We start from the raw sequence: 12,619 nt of genomic DNA, 5'->3' as shown, positions 1-12,619 counted from the left end.
AAAAGTCCTTTCGACATTTGTGTCTATTTATTTACTAGTATATCAAAAAAGGTGTCTACTTTATTAGGATACATGCAATTCCCAGTGTAGTGGGATAGAAACCGTTTACCGAATGAGGGGAGTTATGATAAGATAAACAGAGAAATAAAGCAAAAAAGGGTTAGGAGAATGACTGAAATGGATAAAGAAAAAATTGCAGATGCCGTTAGAATGATACTTGAAGCTGTTGGAGAAAATCCAGAAAGAGAAGGATTGATTGAAACACCAATGCGGGTTGCAAGAATGTATGAAGAAATTTTCGCAGGCCTTCATAAAGATCCGTCTGTTCATTTTAATAAAGTTTTTGAAGAGCAGCATGATGAACTGGTTCTTGTCAAAGATATTCGCTTTTCTTCTGTATGCGAACATCACTTGGTTCCGTTTTTTGGCGTAGCTCATGTTGCTTATCTTCCTCAAAATGGTCGAGTTGCAGGCTTAAGCAAGCTAGCTCGTGTTGTTGATTATGTGAGTAAGCGCCCGCAACTACAAGAACGAATTACGAAAACCGTAGCTGAAATTATGATGGAAAAATTGAATCCACTTGGTGTAATGGTGATTTTAGAAGCAGAGCATATGTGCATGACGATTCGTGGTGTCAATAAGCCGGGAACGAAAACAGTGACAAGTGCGGTGCGCGGTGCATTTCGTACAGATGATAAAATCCGTAGCGAAGTCCTTTCATTAATTAAGCACTCTTAAAAGGCATAACTATTATCGTTTCGAAGTGGATTTATGCTATAATAAATCTTATGGATTATTGTTTTTGAAGGGGAAGTTATTATGACTTATCAAGGGAGCCTCATACAACTGAAGGAAGTGGAAAGATTGGTTCATGATCGGACAGCTTATGAGTTTTTAAAGGAAAATTTTGATGGTCCAAAGACGGACCAAGATCAAATGCTCTGGTTGCATGAATCACTTCGGAACTCGGAACTTGCTGAAACGGATAAGTACCGAGTCATAACGGCTACGCTTTATGTTATCTTAGCTCATGATACACATGAGACGATTGATGAAAAAGGCGATGCTCGTAAATTAACGCTAAAAGAAAGAGAACTAACGGTTCTTGCTGGTGATTATTATAGCGCACTGTATTACCGGACAATGGCTGAACTTGGTATGGTTGATTTGCTTCGAGCCCTGCAACGAGGCGTTCAAAAGATGAATACGGCCAAAACGAATATTTATCAACTTCATGTTTCATCTGATGAACAATATGCTTCTGAATTTAGAGCCGCATCGGCCGCTATTTTTTCGGAGTTTGCTCGTTATTTTGGAAAAGAAGATCATTTCGTTTTTCTTGCGGAGCGTGCACTTGCTTTAAAAAAATTGTTTGATGAACGCACCTTTTATGAGGCGTATCATTCATCCACTTTGAAACGAGCTTATGAACATGGCTTTTTTGCTCGTGATGCAGCGGCTTCTTTTGAAGAATGGCTTGAACAGCTGATTCTGAGAGTTAAAAAGGAAATTATCGAACTTAGGGAAACTTGTGAACCCTTGTCTGCGGCGCTTGATATGCGTTTGCAAGAAATGCTACAGCGCTGACTTTAGAAAGGGGGTAAAAATAAATGACGACTGAAAAAGAAGAAAAAGTGCATCATGTATTTGAAAAAATTTCATCGGATTATGACCGGATGAACAGTGTGATTAGTTTTAAACTTCATGTGCACTGGCGGAACGAAACGATGGAATTGATGCGCATGAAAAAAGGTGCTTCTGTTCTTGATGTTTGTTGTGGAACAGCAGATTGGACGATTTTGTCAGCTCGAGAAGTCGGCCCGTCTGGAAAAGTGACGGGGCTTGATTTTAGCTCGAATATGCTTCAAGTTGGTGAAGCAAAAGTGGCAGAATCGGGTCTTCAAAATGTCAAATTAATGCAAGGAAACGCGATGGAATTACCATTTGCGGATAATTCGTTTGATTATGTAACGATTGGTTTTGGGTTACGTAATGTACCAGATTATTTAACCGTATTAAAAGAAATGTACCGAGTGCTAAAACCAGGTGGTCAAGCTGTTTGTCTGGATACGAGTCAACCGAATATTCCAGTTTGGCGCCCGTTCTTTAATACATATTTTCGCTATGTGATGCCGCTTTTTGGAAAGATTTTCGCGAAGAGTTATGATGAATATAGTTGGTTACAGGAATCGACACGTCACTTCCCTGGAATGGGTAAACTTTCCGATTTGTTTTATCAAGCAGGCTTTTCATATGTGCGCTATATTTCCCACAGTGGAGGCGCGAGCGCGACACATTTCGGCTATAAAAAGGTGGCAGAAGATGAAATTTAATTTTTTGTATCCTTCCATTCAAAAGGATATTGACGAAATAGAAAATGAATTAAAATTAGCGGTTTCGGATGCGGATGCAGAAACAATTTCAGAAGCTGCACTCCACCTTTTAACAGCAGGTGGAAAGCGAATCCGTCCCATGTTTGTTTGCTTAACTTCACGTCTTGGAGATGAAGATGTTGATCCCTCGCTTAGTAGAAGTGCCGCAACAGCCATTGAGCTTATTCATATGGCATCAATTGTTCATGATGATGTTGTAGACGATGCGTCACTTAGACGTGGGCGACCAACGATTAAATCCATTTGGGGTAATCATATTGCGATGTATACGGGGGATTTTTTATTTGCAAAGTCGCTTGAATATATGACACGAGTAAAAAATGAAAAAGCACACTTGCTTCTATCACAAGTGACCGTTGAACTTGCGGTTGGTGAAATTGAGCAAATTAAAGATAAATATAATTTTGAACAAAGCGTTCGTTCTTATTTGCGCCGAATTAAGCGGAAAACAGCTTTACTGATTGCAGCAAGTTGCGGGTTAGGCGGTATTATTGCTGATTTACCAGAAAAGCTTGATGATAAACTATATCTATTTGGGTACTATGTAGGCATGGCTTTTCAAATCACAGATGATATTTTAGATTTTTCCCAAGATGAGAAAAAGCTCGGGAAACCAGCTGGAGAAGATTTGAGCCAAGGGAATGTGACACTACCGGTATTTTTCGCCATGCAAGATCCACTACTTCGCAAACGGATTGAACGCGTGACGGAAACAACATCGAAAGAAGAGATTGACTATTTGGTAGAGGCTATTCGTAGTAGCGGTGCGATTGAAAAATCGGAACAAGTCGCAACGGATTACTTAAATAAAGCAGCAGGGATTTTGGATGAATTTGGTCATCGCAAAGAAGTGAAGCCGCTCAGACAAATTATTAAAATGCTTGATAAACGTGACTACTGAGGAGGGATTCGAATGGAAAGGACTTATGTTATGATAAAACCTGATGGGGTTGCAAGAGGGCTCGTTGGGAAAATCGTTGCTAGGTTTGAAGAAAAAGGGTTGAACTTGGTTGCTGCCAAGCTGTTTCAAATGGATGAGACACTTGCAAAAGCGCATTATCAGGAACATGTCGGTAAGCCCTTTTTTGGCGAATTGATTGACTTTATTACATCTGGACCTGTTTTTGCAATGGTTCTGGAAGGCGATGAAGTAATTTCAACGGCTCGAAAAATGATGGGTGCAACGAATCCGGTCGAAGCCACACCGGGAACGATTCGTGCTGATTTCGCTGTACATACGAATCGTAATGTGATTCATGGTTCTGATAGCGCAGCTTCTGCTGAACGTGAAATCGGCTTGTTTTTTAAACCAGAAGAACTAGTTTCGACAAAACGAGCTGATTGGAATTGGATTTAAACTGTCTTCTGTCGTAGAAGACAGTTTTTTTATATCACAATGGTTGTCTCGAGATGGGGCTTATGATAAGATTATACACATATACTTTAAAGCGCTAAAATGGAGAAAAGGAGTCGAAGGAGAATGAGATATTTAACGGCTGGGGAATCACATGGACCAGGATTGTCATTAATTATTGAAGGCTTACCAGCGGGAATGCCGCTTCTTGCAAGTGATATTAATGTGGAATTGAAACGTCGCCAAGGCGGATATGGTCGCGGCGCAAGAATGAAAATTGAAAAGGATCAAGCAGAGTTAACGGCGGGTGTGAGACACGGAAAAACACTGGGATCGCCGCTTGCTCTTTTTGTCGAAAATAAAGATTTTAAACACTGGGAAACGGTGATGAGTGCAGAACCAGTCCCTGAAAAAAACGAAGCGTCAAGACGTGTTTCAAGACCGAGACCGGGACATGCTGACTTAGTTGGTGGGATGAAATATGGGCATCGTGATTTGCGTAATGTGTTAGAGCGTTCGAGCGCAAGGGAAACGACGGTCCGAGTGGCGGCTGGAGCAGTCGCCAAAAAACTGCTCGCGGAACTTGGAATCGAAGTCGCTGGGCATGTGCTAGAAATTGGCGGTGTGCGCGCACAAATTGACCGGGACTTCACGGTTCAGGAAATTGAGCAGATTGCGAATGAATCACCTGTACGCTCGCTTGATGCGAATCAGGAACAAGCGATGATGGATAAAATTGATGATACGAAGAAAAAAGGCGATACGATTGGTGGCGTGGTTGAAGTCGTGGTTGGCGGTGTGCCAGCTGGGCTTGGAAGTTACGTGCAATGGGATAAAAAATTGGATGCTAAAATTGCGCGAGCGATCGTGAGCATTAATGCGTTTAAAGGCGCTGAGTTTGGCGCCGGTTTTGAGGCTGCACGGAAATACGGTAGCGAAGTAATGGATGAAATTTTGTATTCGGAAGAAGACGGGTATACGAGACGGACCAATCATTTGGGCGGTTTTGAAGGCGGTATGACAAATGGGATGCCGATTGTGGTTCGTGGGGTGATGAAGCCAATTCCGACGCTTTATAAGCCACTTCAAAGTGTCGATATTGATTCGAAGGAAGTTTTCACGGCGAGTGTGGAGCGATCAGATAGTTCAGCGGTTCCTGCGGCAAGCGTTGTAGCGGAAAACGTGGTTGCATGGGAAGTCGCAACAGCGATTCTTGACAAATACCAAAGTGACCGGTTGGATGTTTTAAAAGAGCAGGTGGAAGCGGACCGGAAACGAATGAAGGAGTTTTAAGCATGCGCGAAATCAAAATTGAAACGGCTAGTCAAACATATCCAGTTTACATTGGCGAGGCGCTTTTCGAATCGCTTAAAGACTCTTTTGCGGGGGAACTGAAGCGCTATTCGAAGCTTTTAGTTGTGACGGATCAACATGTTTTTAGTCTGCACCGGGAAAAAATGGAGCAGTTTTTGAGCAAATTTCAAAATGTTTCTTGGTTTGTAACGCCAAATGGGGAAGCGGCTAAGACGTTTTCGGTTTATGAAGCAGGCATCACGAAGGCCATTGAAGCGGGACTTGATCGTAAATCTGCTTTGCTTGCTTTTGGTGGCGGCGTGATCGGCGACCTTGGTGGGATGATCGCGGCGACTTATATGCGTGGTATTCCTTTTTATCAATTTCCAACGACGGTGCTAGCGCATGATAGTGCGGTTGGTGGCAAGGTCGCGATCAATCACCCGCTCGGAAAGAATCTGGTTGGGAATTTTTATCAGCCTGAAGCGGTGGTTTATGATACGAGTTTGCTTGCGACGCTTCCGGCTCGGGAGATGCGTTCGGGCTTTGCTGAGCTCATTAAGCACGCGCTTATCAGTGACCCAAGCTTTTTAAAATCGCTTGAGGGAGACTTTGTATCGGAAGCGGATTTATACGGTAAGTCTTTGCCTTTGTTTCTTGAAAAAGGAATTGCTGTTAAGGCAGAGATTGTGAAGCAGGATGAGACGGAGCAAGGGGTTCGGGCGTTTCTTAATTTTGGTCATACGTTTGGTCATGCGCTTGAAGCTTTCGGCGGTTTTGAACGCTTTTTGCACGGTGAAGCGATTATTTATGGCATGCTTTACGCGCTACGCTTGAGTAAAAAACTTACGGGGCTTGATTTTGAAATGGCGCCATTTGAAGATTGGCTTGTCTCGCTTGGTTATGAGATAAAACTTCCTCAAGATGTGCCTTTTGAGGCGGTTTATGAAAATATGTTGCACGACAAGAAAACCACTTTTGGGGAGATCACGTTTGTACTCTTGCGTGAAGTGGGAAGTCTTACTTTACAAACGATCAGCCGAGATGCGCTTGAAGAAACATTTACGCAGTTTAAAGAAGGAGGAGACGCATGATGCGAGCGATTCGTGGAGCTACGACGGTAAAAGAAAACCGAGCGGATGAAATTTATTCGGCTACGGATGAATTATTTCGACAAATTTTGCAAGAAAATGAGCTAACTAACCCGGAACAACTGGTATCTGTGATTATTACGGCAACGTCTGATCTGAATGCGGCTTTTCCGGCTCGGGCGATTCGAGAATGCGAGGGCTTTGAATCACTTCCTGTGATGGGGATGGTTGAAACGGACGTGCCAGGTGCACCGCGGAAGTGCATTCGGCTGATGGTACATGTAGAGATCGACCGGCAGCTTGCAGATGTGAAACATGTTTATTTGAACGATGCGGCGAAGCTTAGACCGGATCTTGCAAGAAAGCGAGATGAGGCTTGATGAAATGGAATGAAACACTCGCTGGGCTTGGGTCTTATAAGCCCGGGAAGCGTGAGGAACAAGTGAAAGCGGAACTCGGCCTTGAACGAATCGTGAAGTTGTCTTCGAATGAAAATCCTTTTGGAACTTCTGAGGCGGTTCGCGAATATTTGCGGGGGCTTAGCTATGAATCTTTTACGGAGCTTTATCCGGATGGGCATGCGGCGGCGCTACGCCAGGCGGTTGCTTCGTTTTATCAGCTAGAGGAAAGCGAACTGATTTTCACGGCTGGTGTGGATGAACTGATTGGCCTTTTGGCGCGAGCGCTTCTTCGTCCCGATGTCAATACGGTGATGGCGACGCCAACGTTTGTTCAATATGCTCATCATGCGAAGATTTGTGGGGCCGAGCTGCGCGAGGTACCACTACTTGAAGATGGTGCCCATGATCTTGAAACAATGTTTACGCAGGTTGATGAAAATACTGCGGTGGTTTGGATTTGTAATCCGAATAACCCAACTGGGAATTTTTTAGATTTGGATGCGATTGAGGCATTTTTGAAGCGAGTTCCAAAGGAAACGCTTATCGTTTTGGATGAGGCTTATATCGAATATGTGGAACCTGTTCCGCGTGCGCATGAGCACTGGATTCGCACTTATCCGAATTTAGTGATTACAAGAACGTTTAGTAAGATTTATGGGCTTGCTAGTGCGCGAGTGGGCTATGGGATGGCAAGTCCGGCTATTATTAGTAAACTCAATGTGATTCGTTCACCTTTTAATACAACAACGATTGGTCAAGCGCTTGCGATTGAAGCTCTTTCGGATCAAGATTTTATCGCCAAGTGCCGCAAGGAAAACAAGTTGGGTATTGCTCAATATGAGGCGTTTGCTGAACAACATCATGAAGTAAAACTTTATCCTTCTTGCGGGAATTTTGTTTTGCTTGAGTTTCAGTGCTCGGGGCAAAGTGTGTTTCGCTATTTAGAAGAAATGGGCTATATTACGCGTTCTGGAGAGACGCTCGGGTTTCCAAACGCGGTGCGAATTACGATTGGGCGTGCGAAAGACAATGCTGAAGTGATTCGTTTGCTCACGGCATTTTTACGCTAAGGAGGCGTTTTTTTGAAAGGAAATGTAGTGATCGTTGGGCTTGGACTAATTGGTGGGTCGATAGCGCTTGCGATCCGAGAAAGGCATCCAGATGCGCATATTATTGGGCTTGATGTATCCATGAGGACGCTTGAAACGGGGCTTGAACTGGGGATTATTGATGAAATCGGCGAGAGTCTTTTGATTGATGCTCCGCGTGCGGATTTACTCATTTTTTGTTGCCCGGTTAAGGAAACGGAAGCACTTTTACGTCATTTACCGAAGCTAAGATTGAAAGAGTCGCTGATTGTGACGGATACGGGAAGCACCAAAGCGGGAATTATGGCTTGTGCAGAAGATCTTGCGGAACGCGGCATTACGTTTATTGGCGGTCACCCGATGGCAGGGTCACATAAAAGTGGTGTCACTGCGGCCAAACGCTTACTATTTGAAAATGCTTATTACTTGCTTACTCCTTTTGAAGGAGAAGATGAGCGACGGGTTTCGGAGTTAAAAGAGTGGCTTTCTGGAACAAATGCGAAATTTTTGAGTCTTTCGCCGGTTGAGCATGATGAAATTACGGGTATGCTCAGTCACTTGCCACATATTATTGCCGCTGCGCTTGTTCGGCAAACGGAAGGCTTTACGCGTCTCCATCCTCATGCGTTTCAGCTTGCGGCAGGTGGCTTTCGAGACATTACGCGAATTGCTTCATCGGATCCACGGATGTGGACGGACATTTCGTTAAGTAACCAAGGGATTTTGATTGAACAGCTGGAAAGTTGGAAATTAGCGATGGAAGAAGCGCTTCAAATGCTTGAAGCGGGGGAAAACCAAGCAATTTACCAATTTTTTGATGAAGCGAAGGAGTTCCGTGATACGCTTCCTGTTCATAAAGGAGCAATTCCTGCGTTTTATGATTTATTCGTGGACGTGCCAGATTATCCTGGGATTATTTCAGAAGTAACTGGTTATTTAGCCAAGTGGGAAATTAGCTTGACCAATTTAAAGATTCTTGAAACACGTGAAGATATTTTTGGGATTTTGCAAATTACATTTCAAACGGAAGAAGACAGGAGCCGTGCAAAAGCCTGTATTGAAGAACAAAGTGACTTTTTATGTTATTACGAAGAATAAGGAGATAGCGCTATGAAACTAATAACGAATCAAACGGGCTTGAAGGGAATAATCGAAGTTCCAGGTGACAAATCAATTTCACATCGCAGTATCATGTTTGGTGCGCTTGCGGAAGGAAAAACGCGAATTCATCATTTTTTAGAAGCTGAGGATTGCTTGAGTACGATTGATGTGTTTCAAAAGCTTGGCGTAAAAATTGAACGGCTGGATTCGGAAGTTGTGGTTCACGGTGTTGGGGGCTTTCAAGGGTTAAAAAGACCAATGTCAGACCTTTACGTTGGAAATTCAGGGACGACGATTCGACTCTTGATGGGCATCCTTGCGGGTGCTTCGTTTGATGCTGTCTTAACGGGAGACGATTCTATCCAAAAGCGTCCGATGAATCGTGTAAGTAAACCTCTTGAGCAAATGGGGGCACGCATTGAAACAAAGGATAATGCAGGTTTTGCGCCAGTTCGGTTGCATGGTGGCAATCAACTTTCAAGTATTCACTATGAAATGCCTGTTGCGAGTGCACAAGTGAAAAGTGCAATTCTGTTTGCCGCGCTTCAAGCAGACGGAGAAACAGTAATTCATGAAAAGGAAAAAACGCGTAATCACACAGAGGAAATGATTCGCTTGTTTGGTGGAGAAATCCACGAAGAAGGGCTTACTGTCAGACTTTCAGGCAATCAACGTTTTACGGGGCAAGAAGTCCTTGTGCCGGGAGATATTTCGTCAGCAGCCTTTTTTATTGCGCTTGGATTGCTTGTGCCTGATTCTAGCGTTTGCTTAACAAATGTGGGGCTTAATCCAACGCGGACGGGTATTCTTGATGTAGTCGAAGCGATGGGTGGAAAGCTTACGAAAGAGGCTTCCACATTTTCGGGAACTATCCAAGTAGAAACATCGAATTTACAGGGAATGACCATTGAGGGAGCTCTTATTCCGCGTTTAATTGATGAACTTCCCATTATTGCGCTTCTTGCAACACAAGCAGAGGGTGAAACGATCATTCGCGACGCAGAAGAATTAAAGGTCAAAGAAACAAATCGTATTGATGCAGTCGCAAAGGAATTAGCGAAAATGGGCGCCGACATTACCCCAACGGAAGACGGTTTAATTATTCGCGGAAAAACGCCACTACATGGGGCGAAGGTAACTAGCTACGGAGATCACCGGATTGGTATGATGCTACAAATTGCGGCACTCCTCGTAAAAGAAGGAGAGGTAGAGCTCGAAAAAGCAGAAGCAGTAGCTGTTTCTTACCCCAACTTTTTTGAAGTCATCAAGTCACTGATAGGTTGATGCTCTAAGCTCAATTACTTTGAAACTCCTATTCCTTTTGTTATAATGTGGGTTATTATGTGGTGAGTGAGGGGTGTCATTTTGAAAAATGCGGAAAAAATGCTAAGTGCACTCGAACATGAAAACATGGACGAAGCCAAAAAATATTTCGATGCTGTGATTGCGGGAGATTCTCCGGAAGAACAGTTCTTTTTAGCAGAACAATTGTTTAGTTTAGGATTTTTGGATGAAACGGAAGACCTTTATGAACTTTTACTCGCTGCCTTTCCAAATGAAGGCGAGTTATACGTCCGACTAGCTGAGGTCTCGATTGAAAAAGACCAGTTGGATGAAGCGGCTGAACGATTAGAACAAATTAGCCCCGAGGACGATGCTTATCTCGAAAGCTTACTTGTTGCGGCAGATCTTTATCAAATGCAAGGACTCTTTGAAGTCACCGAACAAAAGCTTCAACAAGCGAAGAGTCTCGCACCAAACGAACCGATTATTGATTTTGCGCTTGGAGAATATTATCTATCACAGGCGCGTTTTGCGTCTGCTGTACAAAGTTACCAATCAGTGCTTGACGCAGGGATCACGACTCTTCAAGATGAAACGATTTCCGTTTATGTGCGAATGGCAGAAGCGCTTAGTGCAAGTGGAGCGTTTGAAGAAGCGATTCCTTATTATGAAAAAGCGCTTGAGGAAAACGAATCGATTGATACGTTATTTGGACTTGGCTTAACAGCTTTTCAAGCGAAAGAATATATAACAGCGATTCATTCGTTTGAACATTTGAAAGAACATGATCCAAGTTATACGACGCTTTATCCTTATCTGGCTAAGAGCTATGAAGAAAATGGTCAGAAAGAACAAGCGCTGGAAATTTTGGAAGAGGGACTTAAGCACGATGAATTCAATAAAGAACTCTTTTTTGAAGCAGGTCAATTAGCACTTTCATTAAATCGTTTGGAAGAAGCGGAACACTTTTTCAGACAAGCCTTGGTGCTTGATCCTGAATATATAGCAGCTATGCTTGAACTAAATAAACTGCTGCTAGATAAGGCAGATTATGAAGGATTAGCTGAGATTTTTGAAGGGATTAGTGATGAACTCATTACGGAGCCACAAATTTTCTGGGACTTAAGTGTTGCATATCAAGAGACAGAACAATATAATAAGGCAAAAGAAAATTTTGAGAAGGCCTATCCTCATTTCAAAAATAACCCAACGTTTTTACGTGAATATGGATTGTTTTTACGCGAAGAAGGAGATGCTAGAGCAACTACTATTTTGAATGACTATCTTACTTTTGAGCCTGAGGACGAGGAAATCCGAAGTTTACTTGATTTTTGATAAAAAATTCGGAAGGAGTGATGGTTATGAAAGCACCCATTTCTGTGGATGAAAAAAAAGACTTTATTCGTTGGCTACTCAACACGCACCAAATGAAGATGCGGGAAGCGATGTGGGTTCTTAATTATATTGCTGGTCATGATCAAATTATGAAGTATGTTCACTTTGTAGATGATCTTGATGGCAAAAGTCGAGGTCTTGTTCTTTCTGCACACGGAGTCGATAACGAACCATTCCGATTTTTTAAAGGAAACTTAACCACGTCAGATCCAGAAAAAGCTTTTCACGATATTCGTTTAAACTGGGATGAAAATCTCTATATTATGTTACATTTTAAAGAAGCATTAAGTTCACCTGAATATGCACTTGTGCGAGAAGAAAATTCAGCACAAGAACTTAAAATTGGTGAAGATGAAAAGCTTTTAGCTGAAAAATTCCTAGATCAGATGATGAGCTGCTTTGAACAAGAAGCGTTGAAGCAAGAAATTGATCAGGCGCTCGATCGTCGTGATAAAGAAACCTTTTTAAAATTGTCTGCATTACTTCAAGAAAAAACATTCTAATCATTTACTTTAAGCTGGACGCAGACCTTGCTTCCAGCTTAAAAAATGTTTTTTGGGGGGAAGCTTGTGTATCAATTACTTGCCAATCGTTCTTTTTTACGATTGCTTATGGTAGTAAATCTGCTAGGGGCGGTTTACGGCTATATTTGGTACTTGCCACAGTTACAGTTGACGAAAGCTCGGTTTTGGCTTTTTGTACCAGATAGTCCGACGGCTATTTTGTTTTTTACGTTTGTTTTGATTGCTTTTTTGGGGAAAAAGCACTGGCCACTTATGGAAGCGCTAGCCTTTGTTTGTCTTGTGAAATATGGAATCTGGGCAGTTGGGATGAACATTTTTTTAATGATTGATCAAAAAATGATTTTACTTACAAGCGTGATGTTACTTCTTAGTCACGGATTCATGGCTTTAGAAGGGATTCTTTATGCGCCTTTTTATCGCTTTCGGATAAGCCATTTTATGATTGCAGCGGTTTGGGTTTTACATAATGATGTGATTGATTACTTATTTGGGCAAATGCCGATTTATATGGGACTAGAGCGTTATTTACCTTATATTGGATACGCGACTTTTTGGCTTTCGGTGCTTGTTTTGTGGCTAGTTTATCGGAAATCTATTCGGAAAGACCGATTTAAGCTAGAGCTTTATTAATTCGTTCGTTTTTTGAGTAGAAAATAAGATTTTTCTCATTTTAAGCTTTTCCCATTGAGACTTTT

Annotated in this window: 14 protein-coding genes; all 14 read left to right on the top strand. The window is 42.5% G+C overall.

Annotated features, from left to right (window positions below; genetic code table 11):
• The first annotated feature begins 168 nt into the window (after positions 1 to 168).
• The 14 genes from folE (at position 169) to lhaT (ending at position 12,554) form a co-directional block, all read left to right on the top strand.
• The gene (gene folE / locus HCK02_RS05335) at positions 169 to 738 is read left to right on the top strand and encodes a GTP cyclohydrolase I FolE (RefSeq protein ID WP_208970444.1); all 570 of its coding nucleotides are present in this window, start codon (positions 169 to 171) and stop codon (positions 736 to 738) included.
• Positions 739 to 819: 81 nt separating this feature from the next.
• Positions 820 to 1,587, top strand: a complete 768-nt coding sequence (locus HCK02_RS05330) for a heptaprenyl diphosphate synthase component 1 (RefSeq protein ID WP_167629066.1) — start codon at positions 820 to 822, stop codon at positions 1,585 to 1,587.
• A 23-nt stretch (positions 1,588 to 1,610) separates the two neighbouring features.
• Entirely contained in the window at positions 1,611 to 2,333 is a 723-nt protein-coding gene (locus HCK02_RS05325) for a demethylmenaquinone methyltransferase (RefSeq protein ID WP_167629065.1), read from the top strand.
• The gene (gene hepT, locus HCK02_RS05320; protein ID WP_167629064.1) at positions 2,323 to 3,294 is read left to right on the top strand and encodes a heptaprenyl diphosphate synthase component II; all 972 of its coding nucleotides are present in this window, start codon (positions 2,323 to 2,325) and stop codon (positions 3,292 to 3,294) included. Before HCK02_RS05325 ends, hepT begins: the two co-directional genes overlap by 11 nt.
• Before the next feature lie 12 nt (positions 3,295 to 3,306).
• On the top strand, positions 3,307 to 3,750 hold the full coding sequence (ndk, locus tag HCK02_RS05315) for a nucleoside-diphosphate kinase (protein ID WP_167629063.1): 444 nt from the start codon (positions 3,307 to 3,309) through the stop codon (positions 3,748 to 3,750).
• Between the two features lie 123 nt (positions 3,751 to 3,873).
• Positions 3,874 to 5,040: a chorismate synthase gene (aroC, locus tag HCK02_RS05310; RefSeq protein ID WP_167629062.1), complete on the top strand. Its 1,167-nt coding sequence runs from the start codon at positions 3,874 to 3,876 to the stop codon at positions 5,038 to 5,040.
• 2 nt (positions 5,041 to 5,042) lie between these two features.
• Positions 5,043 to 6,134 carry a 3-dehydroquinate synthase gene (aroB, locus tag HCK02_RS05305; protein ID WP_167629061.1) on the top strand — a complete coding sequence of 364 codons (1,092 nt, stop codon included), beginning with the start codon at positions 5,043 to 5,045 and terminating at the stop codon, positions 6,132 to 6,134.
• Positions 6,134 to 6,511 carry a chorismate mutase gene (aroH, locus tag HCK02_RS05300; RefSeq protein ID WP_167629070.1) on the top strand — a complete coding sequence of 126 codons (378 nt, stop codon included), beginning with the start codon at positions 6,134 to 6,136 and terminating at the stop codon, positions 6,509 to 6,511. Before aroB ends, aroH begins: the two co-directional genes overlap by 1 nt.
• Positions 6,511 to 7,602 (top strand): histidinol-phosphate transaminase, encoded by a 1,092-nt coding sequence (gene hisC, locus HCK02_RS05295; protein WP_167629060.1) that lies wholly within the window; start codon positions 6,511 to 6,513, stop codon positions 7,600 to 7,602. The genes aroH and hisC overlap by 1 nt, the downstream gene beginning before the upstream one ends.
• A gap of 12 nt (positions 7,603 to 7,614) precedes the next feature.
• Complete coding sequence (locus HCK02_RS05290; RefSeq protein ID WP_167629059.1) at positions 7,615 to 8,718, top strand: prephenate dehydrogenase; 1,104 nt, start codon at positions 7,615 to 7,617, stop codon at positions 8,716 to 8,718.
• Between the two features lie 12 nt (positions 8,719 to 8,730).
• A complete protein-coding gene (aroA, locus tag HCK02_RS05285; protein ID WP_167629058.1) occupies positions 8,731 to 10,005 on the top strand; it encodes a 3-phosphoshikimate 1-carboxyvinyltransferase in 1,275 nt (424 codons plus the stop codon).
• A gap of 81 nt (positions 10,006 to 10,086) precedes the next feature.
• The gene (locus HCK02_RS05280; protein WP_167629057.1) at positions 10,087 to 11,340 is read left to right on the top strand and encodes a tetratricopeptide repeat protein; all 1,254 of its coding nucleotides are present in this window, start codon (positions 10,087 to 10,089) and stop codon (positions 11,338 to 11,340) included.
• Between the two features lie 26 nt (positions 11,341 to 11,366).
• Entirely contained in the window at positions 11,367 to 11,903 is a 537-nt protein-coding gene (locus HCK02_RS05275; protein WP_167629056.1) for a ReoY family proteolytic degradation factor, read from the top strand.
• Positions 11,904 to 11,948: 45 nt separating this feature from the next.
• The gene (gene lhaT / locus HCK02_RS05270; protein ID WP_167629055.1) at positions 11,949 to 12,554 is read left to right on the top strand and encodes a lipoprotein heptaprenylglyceryl N-acetyltransferase LhaT; all 606 of its coding nucleotides are present in this window, start codon (positions 11,949 to 11,951) and stop codon (positions 12,552 to 12,554) included.
• Positions 12,555 to 12,619 lie beyond the last annotated feature (65 nt).

It is taken from the genome of Listeria valentina (assembly GCF_011800755.1).
Taxonomy (GTDB): Bacteria; Bacillota; Bacilli; order Lactobacillales; family Listeriaceae; genus Listeria; species Listeria valentina.
Note: the sequence above shows the minus strand (reverse complement) of the source record. Positions and strands in the feature narration are given on the sequence as shown.